Annotated in this window: 21 protein-coding genes and 1 pseudogene; 11 read left to right on the plus strand and 11 right to left on the minus strand. The window is 61.8% G+C overall.

Translation table 11 applies throughout. The features are described from left to right. Positions 1-14: 14 nt before the first annotated feature. Positions 15-2,459 carry a hypothetical protein gene (locus tag P4U43_RS00425; protein ID WP_277356957.1) on the minus strand — a complete coding sequence of 815 codons (2,445 nt, stop codon included), beginning with the start codon at positions 2,457-2,459 and terminating at the stop codon, positions 15-17. A 203-nt stretch (positions 2,460-2,662) separates the two neighbouring features. Between P4U43_RS00425 and P4U43_RS00430 the strand changes: the two genes are divergently transcribed. After that, entirely contained in the window at positions 2,663-3,244 is a 582-nt protein-coding gene (locus P4U43_RS00430) for a DUF7255 family protein (protein ID WP_277356958.1), read from the plus strand. Positions 3,245-3,253: 9 nt separating this feature from the next. Here P4U43_RS00430 and P4U43_RS00435 read toward each other — a convergent pair whose 3' ends face one another. Continuing rightward, a complete protein-coding gene (locus tag P4U43_RS00435; RefSeq protein WP_404800671.1) occupies positions 3,254-3,892 on the minus strand; it encodes a TY-Chap2 family putative peptide chaperone in 639 nt (212 codons plus the stop codon). A gap of 190 nt (positions 3,893-4,082) precedes the next feature. Between P4U43_RS00435 and P4U43_RS00440 the strand changes: the two genes are divergently transcribed. Next, positions 4,083-6,542: a sigma-70 family RNA polymerase sigma factor gene (locus P4U43_RS00440; RefSeq protein ID WP_277356960.1), complete on the plus strand. Its 2,460-nt coding sequence runs from the start codon at positions 4,083-4,085 to the stop codon at positions 6,540-6,542. Beyond that, entirely contained in the window at positions 6,532-7,515 is a 984-nt protein-coding gene (locus P4U43_RS00445; protein WP_277356961.1) for an LEM-3-like GIY-YIG domain-containing protein, read from the plus strand. The genes P4U43_RS00440 and P4U43_RS00445 overlap by 11 nt, the downstream gene beginning before the upstream one ends. On the opposite strand, the gene P4U43_RS00450 is transcribed toward P4U43_RS00445, so the two are convergent. From P4U43_RS00450 to P4U43_RS00460, 3 genes are all read right to left on the minus strand, one after another. Beyond that, complete coding sequence (locus P4U43_RS00450) at positions 7,512-7,799, minus strand: hypothetical protein (protein WP_277356962.1); 288 nt, start codon at positions 7,797-7,799, stop codon at positions 7,512-7,514. The genes P4U43_RS00445 and P4U43_RS00450 overlap by 4 nt on opposite strands. A gap of 117 nt (positions 7,800-7,916) precedes the next feature. Beyond that, positions 7,917-10,328, minus strand: coding sequence for a hypothetical protein (locus P4U43_RS00455; RefSeq protein ID WP_277356963.1), 2,412 nt, complete (start codon positions 10,326-10,328; stop codon positions 7,917-7,919). Positions 10,329-10,667: 339 nt separating this feature from the next. After that, positions 10,668-11,618, minus strand: a complete 951-nt coding sequence (locus P4U43_RS00460; protein ID WP_277356964.1) for a Gfo/Idh/MocA family protein — start codon at positions 11,616-11,618, stop codon at positions 10,668-10,670. Here P4U43_RS00460 and P4U43_RS00465 point away from each other — a divergent pair. After that, positions 11,608-11,814, plus strand: coding sequence for a hypothetical protein (locus P4U43_RS00465; protein ID WP_277356965.1), 207 nt, complete (start codon positions 11,608-11,610; stop codon positions 11,812-11,814). The genes P4U43_RS00460 and P4U43_RS00465 overlap by 11 nt on opposite strands. Here the strand turns inward: P4U43_RS00465 and P4U43_RS00470 are convergent. Beyond that, positions 11,790-11,969, minus strand: a pseudogene (locus P4U43_RS00470) (ThuA domain-containing protein); the annotation flags it as partial. The gene P4U43_RS00465 and the pseudogene P4U43_RS00470 sit on opposite strands and share 25 nt — an antisense overlap. 81 nt (positions 11,970-12,050) lie before the next feature. Between P4U43_RS00470 and P4U43_RS00475 the strand changes: the two are divergent. After that, entirely contained in the window at positions 12,051-13,433 is a 1,383-nt protein-coding gene (locus tag P4U43_RS00475; RefSeq protein WP_277356966.1) for a VWA domain-containing protein, read from the plus strand. A gap of 116 nt (positions 13,434-13,549) precedes the next feature. On the opposite strand, the gene P4U43_RS00480 is transcribed toward P4U43_RS00475, so the two are convergent. The 4 genes from P4U43_RS00480 to P4U43_RS00495 all read right to left on the minus strand — a co-directional run bounded on the left by P4U43_RS00480 (position 13,550) and on the right by P4U43_RS00495 (position 17,188). Continuing rightward, positions 13,550-15,103 carry a PTS ascorbate transporter subunit IIC gene (locus P4U43_RS00480; protein WP_277356967.1) on the minus strand — a complete coding sequence of 518 codons (1,554 nt, stop codon included), beginning with the start codon at positions 15,101-15,103 and terminating at the stop codon, positions 13,550-13,552. 39 nt (positions 15,104-15,142) lie between these two features. After that, on the minus strand, positions 15,143-15,415 hold the full coding sequence (locus P4U43_RS00485; protein WP_056550377.1) for a PTS sugar transporter subunit IIB: 273 nt from the start codon (positions 15,413-15,415) through the stop codon (positions 15,143-15,145). A gap of 35 nt (positions 15,416-15,450) precedes the next feature. Beyond that, positions 15,451-15,906, minus strand: coding sequence for a PTS sugar transporter subunit IIA (locus tag P4U43_RS00490; RefSeq protein WP_277356968.1), 456 nt, complete (start codon positions 15,904-15,906; stop codon positions 15,451-15,453). A 121-nt stretch (positions 15,907-16,027) separates the two neighbouring features. Continuing rightward, a complete protein-coding gene (locus P4U43_RS00495; RefSeq protein WP_277356969.1) occupies positions 16,028-17,188 on the minus strand; it encodes an ROK family protein in 1,161 nt (386 codons plus the stop codon). Between the two features lie 82 nt (positions 17,189-17,270). Here P4U43_RS00495 and P4U43_RS00500 point away from each other — a divergent pair, with 82 nt between their 5' ends. Then, positions 17,271-19,292, plus strand: a complete 2,022-nt coding sequence (locus P4U43_RS00500; protein ID WP_277356970.1) for a transketolase family protein — start codon at positions 17,271-17,273, stop codon at positions 19,290-19,292. 36 nt (positions 19,293-19,328) lie between these two features. On the opposite strand, the gene P4U43_RS00505 is transcribed toward P4U43_RS00500, so the two are convergent. After that, on the minus strand, positions 19,329-20,129 hold the full coding sequence (locus P4U43_RS00505) for an IclR family transcriptional regulator domain-containing protein (RefSeq protein WP_277356971.1): 801 nt from the start codon (positions 20,127-20,129) through the stop codon (positions 19,329-19,331). Positions 20,130-20,279: 150 nt separating this feature from the next. Here P4U43_RS00505 and P4U43_RS00510 point away from each other — a divergent pair, with 150 nt between their 5' ends. The 5 genes from P4U43_RS00510 to P4U43_RS00530 are packed head-to-tail and all read left to right on the plus strand — an operon-like array spanning position 20,280 to position 24,258. Then, complete coding sequence (locus P4U43_RS00510) at positions 20,280-21,512, plus strand: CaiB/BaiF CoA transferase family protein (protein ID WP_277356972.1); 1,233 nt, start codon at positions 20,280-20,282, stop codon at positions 21,510-21,512. Beyond that, positions 21,509-22,330: a citryl-CoA lyase gene (locus P4U43_RS00515; RefSeq protein WP_277356973.1), complete on the plus strand. Its 822-nt coding sequence runs from the start codon at positions 21,509-21,511 to the stop codon at positions 22,328-22,330. The genes P4U43_RS00510 and P4U43_RS00515 overlap by 4 nt, the downstream gene beginning before the upstream one ends. A 19-nt stretch (positions 22,331-22,349) precedes the next feature. Then, positions 22,350-23,327 carry a DODA-type extradiol aromatic ring-opening family dioxygenase gene (locus P4U43_RS00520; RefSeq protein ID WP_277356974.1) on the plus strand — a complete coding sequence of 326 codons (978 nt, stop codon included), beginning with the start codon at positions 22,350-22,352 and terminating at the stop codon, positions 23,325-23,327. Then, positions 23,324-23,689, plus strand: a complete 366-nt coding sequence (locus P4U43_RS00525) for a hypothetical protein (RefSeq protein WP_277356975.1) — start codon at positions 23,324-23,326, stop codon at positions 23,687-23,689. The genes P4U43_RS00520 and P4U43_RS00525 overlap by 4 nt, the downstream gene beginning before the upstream one ends. Positions 23,690-23,727: 38 nt before the next feature. Further along, complete coding sequence (locus tag P4U43_RS00530; RefSeq protein ID WP_277356976.1) at positions 23,728-24,258, plus strand: DoxX family protein; 531 nt, start codon at positions 23,728-23,730, stop codon at positions 24,256-24,258. Positions 24,259-24,270: the final 12 nt, after the last annotated feature.

Genomic DNA, 24,270 nt, shown 5'->3' on the forward strand with positions numbered 1-24,270 from the left:
GGTGGCCGCAACCATCAGTACCCTCCAGACACGGTCATACTGAAGTCCGACGCACCGACTACAACACGGTAATTGGCGTGATTCAGTTGGTTGGGGATCAAGCGGGCTGCTCGAAACCTCTCCAATCGAGGTGAAGTGACATCAGTCATTTCAGTTACTCCCGCGTGCTCCTGTCCGCAGGCCAGAGCTTCCCTAACGAGCGGAAAGTCCAGCGGCATTCGAGAGATTTCCTTCCCTTGTTCGCTAAGGATGAGGAACAAAGCTTCGGAGTTTCGAAACGTCTTCATCTCGACGTCACCGGTCTTGAGCGCGAGCTTGGGTTCAGACTGCACCCCAACGATCGGGTCGGTACGGCTCGCTAGGATAGGAATCAGCGACGCGGACTCAATGTCCCCCGGTCGCCGCTTCGGACGAAGTAGCGTGCGGAGGCCGAAGCCAAGCTCATCGGGAAGATTCGGACTCAGATACCAAGCTTGCGTCCACGCCGCCACTTGCGGCCTGAATGCGGGTATCCCATTGGCGACGCCATATAAGCGGCCAAGGTATCCTCCATACCAAGAGATGAAGGCGTAGCGATCCTTATCTCCGATCTTGGGGCTACGCATCGCATCGACAAACGCTCCGTCGAGCGTTCTATCAAATTGAGTCAATATGTCCGAGAAGGGATCCTGCCCATCTAGGTCGTTCTCGAGGCTCTCCAACGGCGAGCCGTTTGTGACCGGACCGGCAAAAGAGTCCGCCAACGGGGTTGCCCATCCCGATTCCCAACTTTGGTCGAAGCGTCCTGGAATAGCGTCACGCATAGGATCAACAAAGTGGGTGAGTTTCGTGATGGGATTACCCAGAGGATCGAAACTAGCCGTCCCGGGGTTGCGGCCGCCGAAGATAGCTTGAGAAAACCGCAATCCGGCAAGCACCTGTAGATCCTTGAACCGAAGCACCGAGTCATTCTCGGTTGGTTGCAGACGCTGAATCAGGTGGCGAAGGTCGTCTCGCGCCACCTGGTCCGGCGCGTCTCCAAGAACGCAACGCGTGACCATTCCCCATATTTCACGGAAAGTCATGCGCTGCCCGGAAGAGAGCTCAGCTCCGCGGACTACCGTCATGATCCCAGCACGAATGCGGGAAGAGCGGAGTGACTCGATGTTCGCCCTAACCGGATCAATTAGTGAGTCTGAATCATCAAGTAACCCGTGCGAGACGAGTTCAGTCACCTGGCTGAACAAATCACTTGCCGGGGTAGGAAGATCCAGGGAAGTACGCTTAGCAAAGTCAGCGATGAAATACGGTTCAGCCTTGAAAACCGTCATGCCTTCGTCATTAGGCACGAGGTTCACCTTAGGACGCCGCTCAAGCAGCGAGCAGACGTCGACGAACACGACTAAGACGCTAGCGACAATGTCCGGCCCATCGAATAGGTGGCCCGCTCGCAGATAAGGTTCGTCGCAGTCAGTACGTACATTCCAGTTCGATTGGCTAGGAGCGTCGCCGGCCAACCAGCGAACAAGGGCTTGGCCGGCAGTGTATTCAAAAGTTGGCGTACGAGAGATTGGGGCTGATTCGTCAATCAGAATTCCGCGATTGACGCAAGCGACCAAATGCCTCGAATCACGCTCACAGGCATCTATCTCTTTGGTCAGCGGATTCCTCCGGTGCTCTGAGCTACCGATCGTAGCGTCGTTGATGAGCAGAAGCTCCCTGCTCCCTGCCTTATACCGATAGCTACGATGAGCTAATCCGTCCTGAGGATGGTTAATCGGTTCGAGTCCGGAGACGATGTCGGAAGTGGCATGGGATTTACCTGCCCCCGGCCCTCCCACCAGAAAAAGGAACCTGGGATTTGAGTCCCTCGTCAAGCCATCCTTAAACCAGGCACATGCTTCCTCCACCCCTGCAGGTCGAGGCGCAACGGGTAAACTACTCTGCACCTCACTAGCCGGCTTGGCGGCTACATCGCTGCCGCCTGTGGTCCTGTCCCAAAGCTCGCCAAGCGTGTCCCAGTATGCGGTCTCTTTCGAGTTCACCGTCTCCCCCTCATCGCGTGGGTCAAAGTTATCACTTGGTTGTCCGCCGGAATCTACAATGATTGACGGAGCTGCCCCAACACGCTCCGCCACTGCGGGAACGGATAAGCCTTCATCGAAACCAGAACTATCAGGCGCGGGAAATTCGCCGAGCCTCTGGAGCACGCGATCCCGCAGAGCAGCTTGGAAGTGGGCACGTGGTTTGTACCCGACTATGTACCTTTTACCCAAGCCGTCGAGGACAGCACTCAGGTTGCAAAGCTTGAATTCGATGGCCGCATGTGTCCTTTTCACGACCTTCTGGAGTTCCAAGTTGTTTTGGCGCTTGTTGTAGGCCTCCCCTGCAACCTCAAGCTTCAACATCCACAGATAACTATCGATAAGGGCGTCGAGCTCGTTGCCAGACCACTGGGACGCGGGTTCAGGTTTGGACATTGGACCAATATACGGTCCATAAACAACCGGTTGGCACGCGGCACCCGTCCAACAGGCCGACTCCGGCCTCACCTCCCTCCTACAGAACCGAGCCGGCGGCTGAGTCTCCACCAACAAACCTGCTCGGGCTGATAAAGCGTCACGAGCCGGATTGCAGTATTAGGAGCGGTCAGCTATCCGACAGCCGTGCTTATAGTGGCTGCATGCCTGTTGGTGACTGCGAGAACGATTTTCTACAAGCCGCTAGAATCGCCGGAATCGATCTGGTCCGCTACAAGCAACCCTGGCTGAACCAGCGCGGCCATTTCGGGCTTCCCGATCAGGCAGAATCCGTAGTTGGCCCACTCGACGCAGTTTTCAACGCGCTGGGTGGCAATGCCCAGGAGCAAGCCGCGAAACGAACGACGCCGTTGCCCGGGGATTTCATACATCCACCCACCGGCACCATCATCGAGATCGATGAAGCACAGCATTTCACCAGTTTCCGTTTGAGAACTTTCGACTTCTATCCCGACGCTGCCCCTCTCGATTTCGAGATCGGCGAGTATCGGGATCTCTGCCGGCGCCTCGCTCCCAAATCAGACAAGTATCGTGCGGCCAAAACCGCTGTCGGGTTTGGAGAAGGGGGACGTCAGCGGCAACGCGCCTACTATGACGCATTACGCGATTTGGCTGCACCGGCTATGGGACTCCCTCCGGTGATCCGGGTAGCGGCACCAGATGGGTACGGGCAGGCCGCCTTTGAGGGCAACCGTGATCGTATATTGAGGGCGATCGCTGGCTGAGTTGACCGTTCACGGTATGTATTTACCGAATATGTCGACTACCAAGGCATGTAGGCGTCCGTCGAGCTCTCTATAGCGCTTCAAAACGTCGATCGTGCGACCGTCAATTTTCAGACTCCCAAAGTTGTCCAGTTCGGCGACTATCTCGCCGTCACGCCACAGGGACCAGCGAGTTGACTCCCACTGATGGGATCGTTCCCGGGTCCACGGGGAGTCAGGATCGAATGGTCCGCCTGAAGCTTCAGAAATCGACCAGTATTGTGGGTCTCCTACCGTCGTTTCCAAGATGGCCGCCAGCACGCGATAACCGATCGCTCGAGCCGACGTTGGTGGTGACTTCTTTGGCAGGTGAAGACCGAGGGCATTTTCAAGCGCGATTGCTATCTCGCGTGGGTTTTCCATCGAGAGCGCCCTGTTCCATGGCAACTGGAACTTCCTGGCTGTGAAGCCAAGTCCACAGCGGCGCGCCTGATAAGTCACGTCCCCGTGCTTTGCGAGCATCAAAGCGTCAGAATGCGCCGCTGACCCGCCTTCTCCTGTGAGCCCTATGTATACCGAGCTGTCTCGGCGGGTCAGCTCACTCGCCACGCGCCAAGACAACGCATTGACCTGCCGATACCTCAGTGTGCCCTTTTGCGCGTATGGCATGCTCTCCTCCAAATCTGGCTGTCATGGCGTATCCGTCGTCTCTGCTCAAGGGTGAACGGGCCCCGTGGGGAAGGAGAGTACAACGAAAAGAAGCAAAATTTCGCAAACCCTGCACTAATCCCCAAGGAAAATGTCAGAGGCGTCACATAGCGTCAAGACATCTCGTACAGCAACTCATTTGGGGGATGACATGACGCTTCTGGCAGACGCCGCAGATACAAGGCTTTCAGGGCAAGGGACCGGTCCTATACCGACCGCGATCCCGACATCCTACGACTACGCCTTTTTGTATCCGTGGCAGCAGGAAGCGCTGAAGTCCTGGCATCACAATGCTCGCCGCGGTGTTGTGGAAGCCGTCACCGGCTCCGGTAAGACAAGGGTAGGCGTGGCAGCTGCCTTCGAAGCGGTGCGCCAAGGGATCAAAGTGCTGATCCTCGTGCCGACTGCCGAGCTGCAGCGCCAGTGGCTTGAGTCCCTCAAGCGAGACCTGCCCAAGGCAACCCGTGGAGCCCTGGGCGGCGGTCGGACGGATACGCTCGACAATGTCGACATCCTCGTGGCCATTGTGCACTCGGCTTCAAACCGTCAGACGCTTCGAAGCCACAAAGCCGGACTCATCATCGCCGACGAGTGCCATCGGTATGCCGCCCCCATGTTCGCCGGCGCATTGCAGGAGCAATACGCATGGCGTCTCGGGCTCACCGCTACCTACGAACGAGGCGACGGAGAACATGATAATGCCCTCACTCCGTACTTCGGTGGTGTCATCTACACCCTCTGGTATGACAGGGCGCTGAAGGACCAGGTGATCGCACCGTTCGACATCGCTCTGGTTGGCGTGGAGCTCACGGACGGGGAGCAGGTGCATTACGCAGATTACTCTGAGGTCCTGCTCGAGACCGGGCGCAACCTTGAGAACTATGCGGGCATCCCTCGTCGGCCGTTCGCGCATTTCATCGCAGCTGTCAGCGCCCTTGCGGGATCCGATTCTGCAAGCAGGGAGGCCATGCTTGCCCGGAAGTACGTGCGGGCGATGGCCTCACGACTGACCTTGCTGGCCGACGCGAAGAAGAAGTACCACGCACTCGCCGCCCTAAAGGCGACTGTGGACGGTTCCCGCGGAACTCTCGTGTTCACCCAGACGCAGGATTCTGCGCGTCGTACGGAGGATCTCTACACCGCGATGGGATCGCGCGCTTCAGCCATATTCAGCGGCATGACCCAAGAAGATCGCAAGCAGGGGATGGATGATTTCCGTAGCGGAGCGTCTCAGATTCTCGCGGCTCCCCGCTTGCTCGATGAAGGCATCGATGTGCCCGAGGCGGATCTGGGCATCATCGTGGCGGCAAACCGCAGCCAGCGGCAGATGGTGCAGCGTCTGGGACGTGTCATCCGTAAAAAGAACGATGGTCGCGTGGGCCGGCTGGTTGTTCTCTACTCGAAGGGAACCGTCGAAGACCCGGATGTGCAGGGCGAGGAATTCCTTGCACGCGTCCTACCGTTCGCCCGACACGTCGAGTTCTTCGACATCGAGCAAGATCTGACGGGGATCGAGGAGTACCTGCGGTACTCGGAGTTGCCGGTGAAGCCCGTGGTGCCGAACGCGCCGGAATCTCCTGACCACCCCAGCGATCGGGACGTCGAGGAAACTCAACATGACGTTCCGGATGAGACCGCCCCTAGCACCTTCGACTGGGACGACGAAGAAGAGTGGGAAGAGCAACTTGCGGGTTTTGAGGGGCTCACCGACGACGCCGTCAGGGATTATCTGCGCAGAATCGGCCGCCACGAGTTACTGACGGCGGAGCAGGAAGTTGAATTGGCGCAGGACATCGAGGCCGGGCTTTTTGCTCAGCATCTTTTGGACGACGGTGAAGATCGGTCGCGCCGTGAGACGCGGGAGCTGACAGTCATCGCATATCGGGGGCAGAAGGCGAAGGACGCTCTGCTTAATTCGAATCTGCGGCTCGTCGTCTCGCTAGCGAAGCGCTATACAAACCGAGGGCTGGACTTTCTCGATGTCATACAGGAAGGCAACCTTGGCCTTCACCGGGCAGTGCAGAAATTCGACTATGCCCAGGGCTTCAAGTTCTCGACCTACGCAACTTGGTGGATACGCCAGGCGATTACGCGTGGGCTGGCAGACCAAGCGCGACTGATCCGCTTCCCTGTTCATCTAGTCGAGCAAATCAATGTAGTTAGGCGTCACCAGCGCGAGATAGAAGCGATGCGTTCTGCAGTGGCGACTATTCAGGAGATAGCTACCGCCTCGGACAGCACGCCACAGAAAGTTGAAGAGCTCCTCAAACTCGATCGACCGTTGGTGTCCCTCGACCGACAGATTTCGGACGGTCGAGGTGGTACCGAAGCACTCGCTGAGCAACTCTATGACCCCGCCGAGCCAAGCCCCATGGACAAAGCGACCATGAGCCTCTTACAGAGGCACCTCCACGTGCTCCTGGATCCGCTAACGGAAAGGGAAGCCGGCGTCATCGCGATGCGTTTCGGTCTCGCCGACGGCCAACAACGTACTCTTGATGCCATCGGAGAGGTCTATGGGGTTACACGGGAGAGAATCCGCCAGATAGAGAAGCAGACGATGGACAAGCTACGGTCGCCTGAGATTATGGGGAGCTTGATTGGATTCTGAAGCAGCGCAGGCCGCCTCGTCGGCAGCAAACGTGCATTATGTTTATGCACTGGTCAGGCGGCCTGGAAAATTCGCCCTCGAAGACGTCTTTTATATAGGTAAGGGCAAGGCGTTGCGGGCGCTATCGCATTTCGAGGCAGCGAAAAAGGACCTCTATGCCTCGGCGAAGATCGATCAAATCAAGAGCATCCTCGGCGACGAAGCGACTGTCGACACAATCGAGGCGCACTGCTATGTGCTCGTGGGAGATCTATCTGAGCGTGATGCTTACAACGTCGAATCTCTATTCATCAAGATGCTCGGCGGACCAATGGGACCTCAATTGCTCAATCTGCAACGGGGACATGGTCAGCAGGAAACACCCCTTCTTGTGCCCGTCGCTGATGCGAGAATTTATTTCGACGCGGTTGAAGAACACGTGGATCGCGTTAGCTCCGACCAGCTTGCCTCCTTCAGAGTCAACGACGGGAGAACACTGGTAATCCTGGTCAAAGGTGGAACGGCAGCCATTGACGAGCCGGCATCTGTGGTTACCGAGGAGGCCGGGCCCATCGACCGCTCCGTGCGCGTTGAGTACGTGAAGCAGATACGTACATTGCGTGGATGGTCGCCCGAAGCGCCCTGGACTCACAGCGAAGCTGCGGAGCGTGCGTCCGTCTGGTGGCCGATCAGCCAAGCGAACGTTGGTCATATCCGTCGAATAACGGAACGGGCGAACGTCGAAATTGCTCTTTTAGTACGAGACCCGCGTAGCGGAAGCAGCGTGGTGCGCTACGCATGGCGCCTTGATCCTCAGAAGAACTGGCTCTTCGACGGGAAACGTTGGGGTTTACCTTTGGGCCAGGCGCTTGAAGAACATCCGTGGCGAGGCGTGAAGCTGCTTCGTTCAGACAACAGCAGGCAGGTCCTGGTCGGAAATGCTTCTGGAATTGGTTATGCGGTGCGCGCTTCGTCCAATGAAACGACCAGCTAATTTCGCGCAAACAAGCGCGACAGCCCGCGGCAACCGCCGTCCGACTTCTCACCCGTCTCCTTGAGCTCACGCAGAGTGAATGGCACCCTCATCAGTTCATCTGGATCCGGGTGCTCGGCGTAGGCGGCGCGAACGTACGCAAGTGCCTTGGCCAGGATGATCGGGTGGTCAAACTGTAGCTTGGGATTTCCTGCCACCAGATCCTGAACTGGCACGAACCGCACCGCGTCGTTTTGCAATGCGTCGGCGAGTTTGCGCTCCGGGACGACGTCGACGTGCGCCACCGACAACAACCACCCTCGGGGATCTCGTTTGGGGTCGTCGAATACATGCAGCTGCCGCGAAGTGCGGCCGCGGATGCCGACTTTATCCCGCAGCGATAGCCACCGCTGTATGGAAGGCTAGCCGTCCGTCCCTTCACCCGCCCCTGGAAAGACTGAGGGCCCGTCCAACTCCGTGATGCGCAATGCTGCCCAGACCCCTCCCATGGCCGTCAGGCCGACGAGAAGCCAAGCATATACAGATTGAGCGGCAGTATGGGTCCGTAGCGCATGCAAGTACCGTTCGTCCTCATCCGTACTCTCGCATCCCGAGATGTACTCTTTAGTACGCCCGAAAAGAGATCGAAGTCGTGTGAGATGGCTGGCCGATTCCTGACAATAGGCAGGCATCTCCACAGAGTACTTTTCGTGCTTCCTTCCGACGTGACCGTCATTCGTCTTGATCAGCCACAGGAGGGCGGAAATATAGAGCCCTAAGAAACCAATGAAGATTAGGCTCATAATCACCCAACGATCTGCGGGATTCTGCTGCTGTGCCACGTGTGCATCGATCAAGTGAGGGAGCCATGCCATCAAAAGCCACATGGGTGCGAGCATCCCTGCATCCTGCCATGCGTCCCCGCAGCGTTCCTTCGCCGTCCGATTCCTCTTTGCCCCACGCCCGTGGATCACCATCGTAGAGACGACAGTCAAAAGTGCAACAACGAGATAGGTAGCTGCTAAGGCTAGAGCGGATGCGAGCAGGCTTATCGGCTCCTCGATGCTACCTACGCCCGTCGTTAGGGTCCAGTACACAAGAACGAAGACAGCTGAAGTAGACGCAAGCAGCATGAAAACACTGGTTCCTCCTAGGCGCGCAAGCCCCAACCGAATCCCATTGCTTAGAACACATTCGAATGCGAATGCCGCAATGAGCAGACTTTGGACTGCCGCCCAGAGATCGATGCCGCGATTGAACGACTCAAATCCTCCCACCACGAGGATCACGCTGGTGATGAAAACGACCAATAGTCCTGCAATTCGCATACCCCACCGAGGGGACGAGGAGTCCCCGTCAACCTTGCGCGCAACCACGTGCATAGTGATCAAGACAACGCTCGCAAGTCCTAGCGCTGCCCAGTAGAACGTATTCGCCGTTAGCCCAGCCTCTCCGGGCCGCCATTGAGGGCCATACGCGGTCAGGAGAGTCAGCCCAAGGACCGAAGTAGCAGCTCCTATCCCGCACACGATCATTCGGGTGAGTAACGCGGTCTTAGTGCGTACATGTCTTCGCTGTGCAGCCGCGTCAGAGTGCTCGTTTGGCGATTCCTTTTCCAGCTTGATCATCGCGCTCATGTCGATGTCGCATAGGCGCAATGCTGGTCCCGCAAGAAGCGCGGCAAGTAACGCGAAAGAAAGGGAGATGGTTGGTCCAGTTGTCTGTGGATCGTTGGCCTCCGCCAGAGCCAAGGCCAGCGATCCAAGAATGACGAACAATGCGCACACCGCAAACCACGGCCAGTCGTCTTTGTCCAAACGGCGGCGGTTCCAATAACGGACGCCCACTGAGAGACCCATAGCGATGACTACCCCGGCGCCGATGACAGGCCATAGACCCAGTTTTTCCTGAAGGCGCGGAGTGGTCGCAGCGAGCGGAACCAACAAGACCAGCGACGGCAAAACGACCAATTCTAACGAGAAGAATTGATCCCGCAAGGAAACGTCGTCCTGCTGCGTGCTTTTGCGTATAACGTCAGTCATCGCGAAGGCGAATCCGTACGAGGCAGCGGCGACTAAAAAGGAACAGACAACTGCATTGATGGATTCGCTCGACCCGAGTAGGTACAAAGGTCCGCCCACAAGGACTGCTCCAATAAGACTGGCGACGACCGCAAGTACAGCTTTTCTATACGCCGCACACATCGTGCCGACGAAAAGAACCGAAGCGCCCGCTGCTAAGAACAACAACGAAGTCTGTCCAGCCTGAGTTTCAGAAAGAGGTCGATTGTCGAAGCCGGCCAGCGCGGCGTAGGCGCAGGACGCGCCTATTGCCAGCGCGAAATGCCCCGAACGGAGGACCGTCACGCCGCGCTGTACCTCTGTCTGAAACTTCGACCCTAAACTTCGCCGTAGCCGGTCAAAGAACTCCACCCATAACGTGACGAACAGTGCGGTAGCTGCGATCAGGAAGACTGCATGCCACATGCCGACGAAGTTCAGCGTGTGAGCGGCAGGCATGGTCCAGTTGAGATCGGCCTTGGGGTCGGTTAGCCATCCAACGATAACGGCGAGGCCGAGGAGAGCACCTACCAGAACCGAGACAGCGCGAAGTCGGGGGTTTGCTGGTACTTCCATAGATCTGTTCATCGTCGTAAGCGCAAGCGCTAGAAGGGGAAGCATTAGCCCGTCGCCCCAAGTAGCGCTGCGGAAGGACCATAGATTCCGCAGATCCGGATCGAAGGTGCCAAAGGTTGCGAACAGCGCCAGCGCAGCGAACCCAAAGAGGAAGACCAGCGCTGCCAAACCAAAAGAGCTAGAAAAAAGTTGCTTCATAGCATGCCTCCGCACCAGTTCAAGATGTGGGAAGCATACGTCAGCGTTCTGTCTTGCTTCCGACGACGCTCTCAACGCGAAGTTTGATGATTGGGACGGAACAACAGCTCAGGACCGACACCGACGCCTCACTTATCACGAGGTGATAACGAAGTCGTTCGGGTGAATCTCCGACTGCGTACGACTGAACGTTGCCGTATGCGCTCGACCGATCGTGACGCCGTTTACGAACACGGACCCCCCGGGTGCCGATAAGGGCGAGGGAGGAGTTTCACAGGACTTCTGAGTGATGCAGGACGGGGTTATCCGCGCTGAAGTACTGGCACTCAGCGCCCAGGTTCAGGAGAACGCTCGATTGCCCAAACGGACTCTCGCCGAACCCCTGCCCTCCAGCGCCGCCCGCATATCCGGACGCCGCTCCGACGCAACAGCGACCCGGTACGCGCCGTCCATCGCGTCGTCGATCAGCACCCGCTGACCCGTCGACGCCGACTGCACCGCAGCCTCCACCATGACCAGGCTCAGCACGTTCGAGTGCACCTCCCCCGACGGCACCTCACCGGACCGCAACGCCGACACGAACTCCGCCAGAGCCCCAGCGATCTCCTCCTCATGCGACGCATCCGGAACCAAGCCAGCACCGGACATCAGCTCGGCCACGGGTGAACCAGCTCCATCCCACGCAGCCGTACCCCCGGCACCGTTCACCCGCCACGACCCGTTCCACGAGGTTTCCAACCCGTCAGCACACCAACTCCCCGTATACACATACCGGGTACCCCCGCTCATCTGGAACACAGCGGTGGCGGCAGCAGCGCCGTCGTACCAGCTCCACGACGGATTAAACTCCTCGCAATACACCGACACCGGATCCTGATCCAACAGGAACCGCACCGCATCGAACTGGTGGATCGCCATATCCACCAACAACACATGCGCCATCTCCTCCCGGAACCCACCAAAATGCGGGGCCTTGAAGAACTCGGTCGTCACCACACCAATGTCGCCCAGCTCAGCAGTCAAAGCCTTCAGCTGCGTCAGCCCCTGGAAATACCGGCGCGACTGGCTGATCATCAGCAGCTGCCCGCTCACCTCCGCCGCAGCAGCCAACGACAACCCCTCCGCAACCGTCGGCGCCACCGGCTTCTCGCACAACACCGGCAACCCAGCGAACATCGCCTCCACATTCACCGGATGATGCGCCGCCGGCACCGTCACGTTCACGACGGCGTGAGCCCCACAAGCGGCCGCAACCTCCGACACAGAAGTACCCAAAGCGATGTCCCGCACCCCCGAACTCCTCGACCGCGGCCTGCGCGGCACCCAGGTTGAGGTCCACGAGACCGACCAGTTCGACGTCGTCGTTCGCTTGAAGGGTCCGGATCCAGGCTTTGCCCATTCCGCCGGCGCCCACCTGCACCACTCGCAGCGGGACGACGGTCTCAACGGTCTTGAAGGTGATCACCTGCTCATCGCTCCCTGGTAGCCGTGGCCGGTGTAGAAGTCCTCGGTCTCGTAGCGCAGCAGCACCGGGTCGGTGCGCTCGGGCCGCAGCGTCTTGGCCCACTCGACGCCGTTGGCGATCACGCGGCGCACGTCCTTGTGGTGGTAGACCGGGTAGTCCTGGTCCCCGGGGCTGAAACGTCGGAATAACAGGACCAGAGGATCTCAGTACAATTACTTCTTCGACTGGGAAAACTGTGCACCAAAGGAAGTCTCACCATGCGCTCACTGCGCTCCCCCTTGCTCATTGCGACCACCCTCGCGCTCGTCACCGGCTGTGCCGGCGGAGAGCCTGCCGAACCGGGGACCTCTGCTTCCCCTGAACCAACGACGACGTCGGCCGCCTCCAGCTCTCCAGCAACCGCCGGCGCGGCGGGGCTCGCCACGGTTCCCTTCGACGACGCACCGCGCGAACTGACCGAACTCGAAGAATCGTTGCTGGTCGAACCCGGCCCCAACGCCGAGGCGGGCACGGTGGAAGACATCCTCGCCGCTGCGCGGGAAAGCGATCCGCAGACCGCCGACGAATGGAGCAACGCGATCCTCGCGCTCATCCACGGCAACTACGCCGAGAACGTCAAGACAGTCGTCCGGTTTGACCCCGGTACCGGCGAGCGCGGCGACGAACCCACCGCAAACGGAACTGCCCCGGCTGAAGAACAGAGCGTCGGGAACAACCACTTCGCCCTGGTGCTCGATGCCAGCAATTCAATGGCTGAAAGCTCCGCAGAGGGCAGTCGTATGGAGGCTGCCAAGGCCTCACTGCTCGCATTCACCGAGGAACTGCCGGAAGGCAGCACCGTGAGCCTGCGCGTGTACGGCCACGCTGGCGACGCCTCGGAAGCCGGCAAGGCCGAATCCTGCGCAACCACCGAGGTGCTCTACTCCGGCGAATCGGACGACGCCGGGCTGGAAGAGACCCTCGCCTCCGTCCAGCCGACCGGTTACACCCCGCTTGCACAGGGCATCAGCGATGCCGCTTCCGACTTCCCCGACAACACCACGGACGGGATCGTCTATGTGGTGACCGACGGCGTCGAAACCTGTGGCGGAGACCCCGTCGAGGCTGCCAAGCAATTGAGAACCTCCGGCATCAAGCCCGTGGTGAACGTCATTGGCTTCCAGGCCGGAGACGCCGACCAGGCAGCACTCGCTGCCATTGCCGCAGCCGGCGGCGGCAAGTACACCCAGGCCAACTCACCGGCAGACCTTGACGCCTACTGGAAGGAGCAGAACCGGGCGATGCTCCGCGCCTGGAACGAGTGGCGCAGCACCGAACTGGCGGCAATCGGCGAGGCCAGCAGTGATATCAAGCGGACCGTCAATGAAGTGAGCACCGAACTGAAACGCACTGCCAATGATGAGGCCGAGCGCGGCAAGCGGGTGGCCAACCTCCTTCGCGGAGAGATCGACGACGACGTCCGCAGCGAGATCTGGGATTTCTTTGACCAGCGGCGCACCACCGTCTGGAACTGGGCCGAGGAAACGCGGGCGGAAAACTGGGAAGCGGCGGAAAGCGAGCGGGCTCAGAACTGGGAGGCCGTGTACAACCGGGCGCAGAGCAAGTGGACCGAGTACTACGAGCGGCTGCAGGGCAACTGACGAGGTAAGGCTTGCGCACCGCGGTGGCGCCGCCCGCCGTCGTCGTTCGCTAACTCACCCCAGAATGAGGAAAGGACGGCACCGCCTTCGGTGCCGCCCGTTCCTACCCCTAACCCTTACTCAGCCTTCTGGGGCACCGTTTCAGCGCTTGACGCCGCAGCAGTCTTCCGCTCCTCAGCCTTGCGCGCCTTCTCCGCATCGGCACGGGCCTTCTCTTCGGCCTTCAGACCGTCCAGCCATTCCTGGCGGTTGGCTCCGGGAACCCAGCCGGTATCCACGAACTTGCGCTGGAAAGCGATCGCCGCGATCACCAGCACCATCGCAATCACGATGGTCAAGACAACACCGAGCGTGGTGCCGCCCAGCAGGCTCACACCGATCAGGGTTCCGAACCAGCCGAAGTCCGCATCACCGAAGGTGCTGTTGGCGAAGCCAAGCTCGCCGAGTACCAGCAGGAGGATCGCCGGCAGGATGGTGATGATCACGCCGTTCACAAACCCGCCGATCACAGCACCCTTACGTCCACCCGTCGCGTTGCCGTAGACGCCGGCACCGCCACCGGTGAAGAAGTGCGGAACCATGCCGGGCAGGATCAAAGCCAGTCCGAACATCGGGTTGAGCCAGATGGCAAGAATGCCCAGGCTGATCAGGCCGCCGGCGAAGGAGCTGAGGAAGCCGATCAGCACTGCATTGGCACCGAACGGGAACACGATCGGGATATCCAGCGCGGGCTTGGCGCCCGGAACAACCTTCTCGGCAATGCCCTGGAACGCCGGAACCAGCTCGCCCAGCACCGTCCGCACACCGTAGAGAATGACCGCAACGCCAACACCGAACTGCAGCGCCAGCCCAAAGCCCGCCATGATGAAGGCACCGGCATCGGCTGCACCGAAGATTGCCAGGGCCTCCTCCAGCGGAAGGGCGATCAGGCCCCAGATCGCGAACACCATGTAGATGAGGACCATGGAAAGCGAGGTGGCAACCATTGAGTCGCGGAGGAACTTGAGCCCCTGCGGGAAGTTGATGTCCTCGGTGGACTTGCTCCGCCGGCCCACAGCCTGGCCGGACGCACCGGCGGCGATGTAGCCGAGGGTGCCGAAGTGGCCGATAGCGATGGTGTCATTGCCCGTGATCTTCTTTGTCCACGGGTGGGCGAACGCCGGCATGACCACCATGATCACGCCCAGCAGCAGCGCACCGATGAGAACAACGAGCCAGCTCAGGCCGTCACCGAATCCAACCGACAGCACCACGGTGAGCATGGTTGCCATGAACACCATGTGATGGCCGGTCAGGAACACGTACTTCAGCGGGGTGAAGCGCGCCAGAATCAGCATCACGATGAACCCGAGGGTCAGCACATACGCGCTCTGCGCACCGAACTCTTCCTGCGCAAGTGCGGTGATGACCTCATTGGTGGGGATCACCCCCTGGGCACCGGTGACGGCCAGGATCAGCGCACCCAGCGGATCCAATGAACCGACGACGACGCCGGCTCCCGCACCGAGGATGAGGAAGCCCAGCGCTGCCTTCAGCGCGCCTCCGATCACCTGCCCGGAATTGCGGCGCATGGCCATCAGACCGATGGCGGTGATGATGCCGATCAGGTAGGCCGGCACATTCAAAATCTGTTGACCTATGAAATTCAGTACTACAACGAGCCACTCCATCGTGGGAGCTCCTTCTCTACTGTTCTGGACGGAAAGGTTCTACTGGACGGCCGGCGTGAGCTTCTCGGTGATCTCGTCGAGATCGAAGAAGTTGTCAATGATGATGACTTCCGCCGGAACGTCACCGATCTCGGGTGCGAGCTCGTCGGAGGTGAGGACGATGTCCGCGGTCTGGGCTGCGCCTCGGGCCACACCGATATCTGCGGCTTCGACATCCGCATCGATGCCCAGTGAGGCGAGAACTTTCTCTGCATTCATCTTCAGGAGCACTGAGGTTCCAATGCCCATTCCACATACGGCGACGATTTTCATGAGATGCCTTTCAGTCCAGGTTGATGAGGGTCGGTTTACTTGGTGGCCAGGCCACTGAGGAGGTCGCGGACCTGATCCGGGGTCTCCGCTGCTTCAAGCCGCGCCCGGACCTCCTTGTTGGAGAGCACACCGGCAACTGCCTTGAGTACTTCGATATGCGCGGTGTGGTCCAGCGCAGCCAACCCGATAACCAGGGTCACCGGATCATTCGATGCATGGCCAAACTCGACGGGGGTTTCCAGGCTTACCCAGCTCAATCCACCCTTGAGGACCGACTCCGCTGGACGGGAGTGTGCCAGCGCAATTCCAGGGGCAATCACGATGTACGGTCCGTGTTCCTCCACAGCCGTGATCATTTCCTCGGTGTAGGCCTCGGTGGTGACGCCACCGGCCACCAGCCCGTCACCAGCGAGGCGGATTGCTGCCCTCCAGTCGGAGGCCGTCGCTTTCGTGGTGATCGACGACAGCTCTTCGGCAAGATTCAGGCTCACAGCAAATCCTTTGCGTTGGTGGGGCAGGGGGTGGCGCACGTCACACGCTACCGTCGCAAAGGGGCTTATGTCTACAAGTAACCCAAAGTGGATTTCAATTTGTTATCGTCAACCGGCTTAGCTATTTGGTGGTTCCGGTGCGGGTCATCCGGCTGATCCGGCCGGGTTCAAAGAGCGCATCCTGGGCAAGCAGTGATGCACCGGTGACGCCCGCCGCGTGGCCCAGCCGGCTCGGCTCCACCACCAGGCCGCGCGTGGCGAAGTCCCTGGCGCCGTCGAAAATTGCCTGCCGGATCGGCTGCAGGAACGGATCCCCGGACTGGGCCAGATTGCCCCCGATGATCACCGCTTCCGGGTTCAATAGGCCGACGACGTCGGCAAGCGTCTGCCCGATGATCGCCGCCGTTTCCTCAATCAGGGAAAGCGTCGCCTGGTCACCCTTGCGCGCAAGCTCCACGATGTCCGCACTGGTACGGACCGTGTAGCCGCGCTCCAGCAATCTGGCCCTCAGCACGGCACCGCTGGCAACCTCCTCCAACCGCTGCAGGCGGTCCCCGCCGAGGGTCGGGCAGCTCACGTCGCCGGCACCGCCGCGCGCTCCCCGGTAGACCCGGCCGTCCGTGACGAACCCCAACCCCAGTCCCATTCCAGCCTTCACCACCACCAGGTTCGGCTCCTCAGTGGGCGCCTTCCGTGCCTCCGCGAGCGCCATGACATTCACGTCCCGGTCGACAGCGAACACGGCGTGGTCATAACGGGTCTTGAAATATTCACGCACCAGCACGCCGTCCCACTCGGGATAGACCTGTGGACTGGCCAGCCGTCCGGTTGCCACATCGACCGGACCCGGCACGCCGACACCGATCCCGACGACGTCCCTACGCTCCTTGCCCATGCTGCGGAGCATGTAATCGAAGACCTGCCCTGCCCATTCGAAAATCTCGGTGGGGCCTTCATTGAGACCGATATCCGCCTCATCTTCGGCCAGCAGCGTCGAGGTGAGATCGGTGATGGCCAGGCGGGTGTGCGAGCCGCCGATATCGACGGCGAGGAGCAGGCCTGCGTCGGCATTGACGGCGAAGGTTTCCGGCGGCCTTCCGCCCCGGGAGTCCAGTTGGCCAACGCTGACGATGATGGAGGCGTCGAGCAGCTCGTCGAGCCGGCGGGCAAGGGTGATCCGCGACCAACCGAGCACCTCGATGAGGTCGTTCCGGGTAGTGGCACGCCCCGATCGAATCAAACTCAATGCCACACCTGAGCCGGTTGCCATCCCCTTGACCATTGCGTCCCCTTCTCCCGGCCGACTGCGGCCGCACATCATCCAACCATTGACTTAAGTACAGGTGTATACCAAAGTGGCGTCCGTGACTAGAGAAGATTCTTCCACCGTTGGGCTTCCTTCCATTGCGGACGCCCGCGCGGTCGCCGCTGCGCAGGCGATTCCAGCCGTCCTCGTGCAGCAGAAAGGACACGGACACGCTGGTACGGCAATGGCATTGGCGCCGTTGTCCCACGTCCTGTTCTCGCGGATACTCCGGCATTCACCGCAGCATCCGCACTGGCCGGCTCGGGATCGGTTCGTGTTGTCCGCCGGCCACGCAAGCCTCCTGCTCTACCTCCAGCTGTACTTCACCGGGTACGGGCTCACTCTCGAGGACCTGGCGGCAAGCCGCTCACTGAAGTCGAAGACTCCTGGCCATCCGGAGGTGCACCACACCGTCGGCGTGGAAATGAGCACCGGGCCACTGGGGCAGGGAGTTGCCTCCGCCGTCGGCATGGCCATGGCAGCCAGGCATGAATCGGCACTTTTCACCGCGGGTTCGAATCACCTGGACCACACCGTTTGGGCGCTGGCCGGGGACGGATGCCTGCAGGAAGGCGTGTCATCGGAGGCATCCAGCCTCGCCGGCAGCCTGGGTCTCGACAATCTGGTGCTCATCTGGGATGACAACGGCATCACGATCGACGCCGACACGTCCGGCGCCTTCTCCGAGGACGTCCGCGCCCGCTACCGCGCCTACGGCTGGCGGGTCCTTGAGATCGAGGACGCCACCGATCTGGCAGTCATCGAATCCGTCCTCCGTGCCGCCGCCGAACGGACCGGCCAGCCGACGCTCGTGGCCGTGAAGACCGTCATCGGCGCGCCCTCCGCCAAGTTCGGCGGGACTCCTGCGGCGCACTCAGGCGGGTTCGGCAAGGAGGAAGTCGGCGCGGTCCTGGAATCGCTGGGCTACTCCCCCACGGCTGGGTTGGAAGACCTGGTGGACGAGGAAATCCTGGCCCACACCCGTGCTGCCTCTGAGCGCGGCGCCGCGCTGCACGCCGCCTGGCAACGCTCGCATAGCGCGTGGGAAGCCGATCAGCCCGAAGCCGCCGCGCGCTGGAACGCCTTCCGGGACGGCGCCACCGATCCGTCGCCGCTGGCTGGAATCGCCGCGGGTTCTCCGGGAGATCCGGTGGCTACCCGCAAGACCAACGGCGCGGTGATCAAGGCGCTGCAGGAATCGCTTCGGCTTTGGGGCGGCTCAGCCGACCTGAGCGGCTCGACCAATGTCACCGTCGACGGCAAGCCGTTCTCGGCCGGCAACCCGGGCGGCGAGTTCATCCGCTTCGGCATCCGCGAACACGCGATGGCCGCGATTCTGAGCGGCATCGCCCTGCACGGGCCCTGGCGTCCCTTCGGATCCACGTACCTGGTCTTCAGCGACTACATGCGCCCGAGCATCCGACTGGCGGCACTCATGGGCCTCGGCGTGATTTACGTCTTCACCCATGATTCGGTGGCGGTCGGCGAAGACGGCCCCACCCATCAGCCGGTGGAGCAAATCGCCTCCCTGCGCACTGTGCCGGGGCTCGACGTCGTCCGGCCGGCTGACGCTGTGGAGGTCACCGCAGTCTGGCAACGCATTCTCGCGTCCCCACAGCGGCCGGTGGCGCTGGTGCTGAGCAGGCAGGATGTGCCGGTCCTGAAGTCCGACGGCGACACTGCAGACGGTGCCAGAACCGGCGGCTTTGTTCGGTGGCAGAGCGGCGACGGAAACGACCTTGCGTTGGTCGCCACCGGCAGCGAAGTGTCGCTGGCGATCGAGGCTGCCCAAGTTCTTGAGCGCGGAGGAATCGCCGCGCGGGTCGTGTCCATGCCCTGCGTTGAATGGTTCAGCGAAGCGGAGCGTGAGTATCGGGACTCGGTGCTTCCGCCGTCGTTGACTGCCCGGGTGGCAATCGAAGCCGGACGGGGTGATGCCTGGTACCGCTGGGCCGGATCCTCAGGCGAGGTGGTCTCCATCGAGGAGTTCGGCGAGTCAGGATCCGGCGCAGAAGTTATGCGCCTGCGCGGAATCCATCTGGATGCTGTTCTTGACGCAGCCCGGCGGGTGCTTTCCTGAGTCACTTGAGGCAAGCCAGGCAGGAGCGGCGAACTCCTAGCGCATCGCCTTGACCGGCCGGGCCTGCCAGCGGGCCCAATCCGCGCTGGTCGCCGCAGCTGCTTCCTGCAGCAGCGGCAGGTACTCGTTGATGAGTGTCTCCACACTGGTTTCCTGGGCATGAACGGTGACGTTCATGGACGCCCGCACCACTCCCGCTCCATCACGTACTCCCACCGAGATGGAGCGCACCCCAGGTGCAAGCTCCTCGTCAGCGAGCGCGTAGCCACTCTGCCGGACCTCAGCCAGCGCCTCGCGAACGTGCGCGTCGGTCACTTCCGGGCTCCTGGGCAGGCCTGATCGGGACGGCTCAGCCAGAACCTTCAGCGCTTCCGCGGGTTTCAGGGCAGCCAACAAGACCTTCCCCTGCGACGTCCGCATCGCCGGGAACCGGGTGCCGATATCCACCCGCAACGCAATCAGCTTCGGCACGGCCACCCGGGCAACGTACACGATGTCCGACCCGTCCAGCTGCGCCATCGAGGACGACTCCCCCGTCCGCTCCACCAGCCACTCCAGGTGCGGCCGCGCCATGTCCCAGAGCCCGAGGGACCCGACATAGGCCATGCCCAGCTCGAGCACCTTCGGCGTGAGGGAGAAGCTCCCGTCCCGGACGTGGACGTAGCCCAACTCCTGCAGCGTCAAGAGGATGCGTCGGGCGGTGGGCCGGGCAAGTTCTGACGCTTTGGCCACCTCGCTCAGGCTCATGACCGGATGCTCCGGCGAGAAATGACGCAGCACATCCAGCCCCCGCGCCAGCGCCTCGATGAAATCCGCTCCCTGCCCGCGCTCAGGCATGACACGTCCCTAGCGCTGGTGATGAGTGACGTCGTGACCCTTGACACATTGGCGATCCGCTTCCATCATTGAGGAACTTCGCATCCGTCGGACAAGTGTCCGTCTAGCGGACACTCTACCCGAGAACCTCCTCCAACGGAAAGGTCTTCCGTGTCAGACCCAGAGATTTCCTCGACCGCCCGACCACTCGAGGGCGTGGTGATCGCCGACTTCTCCCGCGTGCTCGCCGGCCCCTACGCGACCATGCTGATGGCGGACCTCGGCGCGGAAGTCATCAAGGTCGAAGGCCCCGGCGGAGACGACACCCGCAGCTGGGTCCCCCCGGTCCGTGCCGACGGTGTCTCCACCTACTACACCGCCATCAACCGCAACAAGAAGTCCATCGTTCTCGATTTCAAGAACGACGACGACCGCGCCACCGCGCAGGCACTCGCCCGCCGTGCCGACGTCGTCATTGAAAACTTCAAGCCCGGCGGGCTGAAGCGGTTCGGCCTGGATTACGCGTCGGTGCGCGAGGAGAACCCCGCAGTGATCTACTGCTCCATCAGCGGGTTCGGCTCAGCTGAAGGGGCTTCGCTCCCCGGCTATGACCTGATTGTCCAGGCCATGTCCGGCCTCATGAGCCTCACCGGTGACGCCAACGGCAGCCCGTACCGCGCCGGCATCAGCGTGTTCGATGTCATGGCTGGCCTCCACGCAACCATCGGCATCCTTGCCGCCCTGCGCCACCGCGATGCCACCGGCGTCGGCCAGCATGTGGAGACCAGCCTGATGGCCTCGGCGATGAGCGGGCTCGTTAACCAGACCACCGCGTACGTGGCCGGCGGCGTGGTCCCCCACCGCATGGGCAACGCCCACCCGAGCCTGTTCCCCTACGAACCGCTCCCCACCGCCGACGACGACCTCATCGTCACCGCCGGCAACAACGCCCAGTTCCGCAAACTGTGCGAGGTTCTCGAGATCCCCGACGTTGCCGATGACCCACGGTTCGCCGAGAACGGCGACCGCACGGCCAACCGGGAGGAACTGCGCCCACTGCTCGTCGACCGGCTGAAGACCAACACCGCCAAGCACTGGTTCACCAAACTCAACGCGGTCGGCGTACCGAACGGTCCCATCAACACCATCGGTCAGGGCGTCGAATACGCCAAGGAACTCGGGCTGGAACCGGTGGCCACCGCCGGCACCGGCGACCGCGCAGTCCCCGTGGTGCGCCACCCGATCACCTTCTCCGCCACTCCCGCCCGCTACGACCTGGCCCCGCCTGAACTTGGCGAACACAGCGATCAGATCCGCGCCTGGCTCGGCGCCCAGACCGGTGCAGCCCGGACAGCACATCCCACCACCGCAGGGGCCTCAGCCTCACAGGAGGAAACCCGATGACCGTCACCCCCGAAAAGACCGGAACGACGCCGCAGTTCCCCACCTCGCTGGGCACCTCCACTCCCACCCAGATCAACCTCCTCGGCCAGGACCTGGCACAGGACCTGATGGGCAAGATCAGCTTCGGCGAACTCGCCTACTGGCTGGTTGCCATGCGCCGCCCCACCCCCGGCCAACTGCGTGTCTTCGAATCCGTCCTCGTTGCCCTGGCCGACCACGGTTTCACCCCCACGGCCATCGCCGCCCGCCTCACCTACCTCAGCGCCCCGGACTCGATCCAGGGCGCAATGGCCGCCGGCCTCCTCGGCGGCGGATCACGATTCCTCGGCGTCACCGAGGACTGCGGACAGTTCCTCGCCGCCACCCTCGCTGCCCATGACGGTGACCTGCCCGACGACGACGCCGGCTGGGACGCGATGGCCCTGGACGCCATCCGCGCACAGCGCGCGGCGGGCAAGTTTGTTCCTGGGCTCGGGCACCCGAACCACAAGGACGGCGACCCCCGCACCCCCGTACTCATCGGCATTGCCGAGGAGGAAGGAGTGCGTGGCCCGCACCTGCGCCTGTTCGAGGCCATCGGCCGGATGAGCGAGACCGCCCTCGGCCGCCGTCTTCCCCTGAACGGTGCCGGAGTCTGTGGAGCAGCACTCGCCGATGCGGGCCTGCCCACCGATCTGCTGCGCGGGTTCGCCCTGCTGGCCCGTGCCGCGGGGCTGCTGGGCCAGATTGCCGAGGAAAAGCGCAACCCCATCGCCAATGACGTCTATATGACCGTGGACCGCAACGCGGTCTATGTCGACCCCGACCAGAGCGCCTGAGCAGGAGAGAGGACATCCCATGGCTGATCTGACGGCCGTACTGGCCAGCACCCACCACCCGTTCTACCTCAAGGCCACCACCGACACTTCCGAGAACCGGCTCCCCCAGGCCGACGAGTGGCAGCGCAAGGTCGAGGCCTACCGGGAGACCCTGGCCGCCGCCGAGCCGGACGTCCTGGTGATGGTCGGCGCCGACCACTTCCACCAGTTCTTCCTCGACAACTACCCCACCTTCCTGATCGGCAAGCAGGAGAAGTACGACGCGACCTTCTACAACGAGGAACGCGAATTCGGCCTCCCCACCTACCTGCTCGACGGCGACCTGGAGCTCTCCAATTACCTGCACCAGGGCCTGCTGGACGCCGGATTCGACTTCTCCTTCAGCCATGAACTGAAGATCGACCACTCGATCGTCTGCCCGATCATCACCGTCCGCCCGCAGGCCGACCTGCCCATCGTCCCGATCTACACGAACATCTTCGCTCCGCCCATGCCCTCGCCGAAGCGGTTCTGGGATTTGGGCAGGGCCATCCGCACAATCATCGACGCGTGGCCCTCGGACAAGAAGGTCGCCGCCATCGGCACGGGCCACCTGTCCCTGGAGCTCGGCGGACCGCGGATGTTCGGGAACCACGGCCCGGACCCCGAGTTTGATGCCCAGGCCATCGAATGGCTTTCCACCGGCAACATCGACGCCATCCTCTCCAGCGTCACCCATGACTCGATGGCCGCCGTGGGCAACGCTACCCATGGGTTCATGGACCTGATTCTCATGATGGGCATCGCCGGACCGCAGCAGGCGGACTACGTCGACCAGCTCGACCTCTTCCACACCCGCGAAATGTACATGACGTGGTACCCGAACAAAACCGGGAAGCTGGCCGCCGCCGCCGAGCGCGCAGCCCGGTCCTCCCACGCCAGCCTCGGCCCCGTCTACGCCACCGCGGAAGCCGGCGCAGAAACCAGCAAGGAATCAAAGGAAGGTGTCCCGGCGTGAGCAAGTACTACGTCAACAAGTTCCTCTACACCGTGGACCGCGACCCGGCGTGGGTGGCCCGCTACAAGGCCGACCCCGCCGCCACCATCACCGACTGGGAAGCGGAGATCGGCCAGTGGCTCAACTCCGCGGAGAAGACCACCTGGCTGTCCTTCACCGACGACGAACGCCGCGCCCTGGAAACCTACGACTACGAGTGGCTCTTCGAGTACGGCGCCCACTTCTTCCTCTACCTCACCCTGTTCATCGGGCTGTTCGACGAGGACTGGGCGAAGGAACAGGGCCCGCTGTCCTACCAGCTCGCCTGGGCTAAACGCCTTGGGAGCTGGACCGGCAAACCGTACCCCTCCATCGCCCTCTAACAACCACCAACATAATCCCGACGACGACGGCGGCCACCATGCATGAAGGAATCCTCCTCCTCCGGCTCCTCCTGGGCCTGGTTCTGCTGGTTCATGCCGCCCAGAAGTCGCTCGGCTGGTTCCAGGGGCTCGGCCTCACGACCATGGCTGGTGCCTTCGAGCAACTGGGCCTGCGCCCCGGAAAGCCCATGGTCCTTCTGGCCAGCATCACTGAAGCCCTGGCCGCCGTCTCGCTGCTGCTCGGTCTCTTCACCCCGCTGGGAGCGGCGGCAGCAGCCGGAACCATGGCGGTTGCCGGTGCCACCTCCCAACTCAGCGCCGGTTCCTTCTGGAACGCCAAAAAGGGAGGCGAATACCCCTACGTCCTCGCAGTCCTGGGCATCGTCCTTGCCTTCACCGGCGCCGGCGCCTGGTCACTGGATGCATTGCTGACCACCGCCTATCCCCAGGCGGCACCGTTCCTGGGAGGCACCGCCGTCGGGCTCGCCGTCGTCGTACTGGCCGGCCTTTCCGCGGCAGTGTTCCTCAAAGTTGTCCTGAACCGCCGTCCGGCAGGGCAACCAACATGACGACGGCGGCAC

It is taken from the genome of Arthrobacter vasquezii, assembly GCF_029455255.1.
Classification (GTDB): Bacteria; Actinomycetota; Actinomycetes; order Actinomycetales; family Micrococcaceae; genus Arthrobacter_D; species Arthrobacter_D parietis.

Coding starts and splice junctions, on each gene's coding strand:
- P4U43_RS00425 (WP_277356957.1), bottom strand. CDS start 2,459: ATGTCCAAACCTGAACCCGCGTCCCAGTGGTCTGGCAACGAGCTCGAC.
- P4U43_RS00430 (WP_277356958.1), top strand. CDS start 2,663: ATGCCTGTTGGTGACTGCGAGAACGATTTTCTACAAGCCGCTAGAATC.
- P4U43_RS00435 (WP_404800671.1), bottom strand. CDS start 3,892: ATGCCATACGCGCAAAAGGGCACACTGAGGTATCGGCAGGTCAATGCG.
- P4U43_RS00440 (WP_277356960.1), top strand. CDS start 4,083: ATGACGCTTCTGGCAGACGCCGCAGATACAAGGCTTTCAGGGCAAGGG.
- P4U43_RS00455 (WP_277356963.1), bottom strand. CDS start 10,328: ATGAAGCAACTTTTTTCTAGCTCTTTTGGTTTGGCAGCGCTGGTCTTC.
- P4U43_RS00465 (WP_277356965.1), top strand. CDS start 11,608: ATGTCCCGCACCCCCGAACTCCTCGACCGCGGCCTGCGCGGCACCCAG.
- P4U43_RS00475 (WP_277356966.1), top strand. CDS start 12,051: ATGCGCTCACTGCGCTCCCCCTTGCTCATTGCGACCACCCTCGCGCTC.
- P4U43_RS00480 (WP_277356967.1), bottom strand. CDS start 15,103: ATGGAGTGGCTCGTTGTAGTACTGAATTTCATAGGTCAACAGATTTTG.
- P4U43_RS00485 (WP_056550377.1), bottom strand. CDS start 15,415: ATGAAAATCGTCGCCGTATGTGGAATGGGCATTGGAACCTCAGTGCTC.
- P4U43_RS00495 (WP_277356969.1), bottom strand. CDS start 17,188: ATGGTCAAGGGGATGGCAACCGGCTCAGGTGTGGCATTGAGTTTGATT.
- P4U43_RS00505 (WP_277356971.1), bottom strand. CDS start 20,129: ATGCCTGAGCGCGGGCAGGGAGCGGATTTCATCGAGGCGCTGGCGCGG.
- P4U43_RS00515 (WP_277356973.1), top strand. CDS start 21,509: ATGACCGTCACCCCCGAAAAGACCGGAACGACGCCGCAGTTCCCCACC.
- P4U43_RS00520 (WP_277356974.1), top strand. CDS start 22,350: ATGGCTGATCTGACGGCCGTACTGGCCAGCACCCACCACCCGTTCTAC.
- P4U43_RS00530 (WP_277356976.1), top strand. CDS start 23,728: ATGCATGAAGGAATCCTCCTCCTCCGGCTCCTCCTGGGCCTGGTTCTG.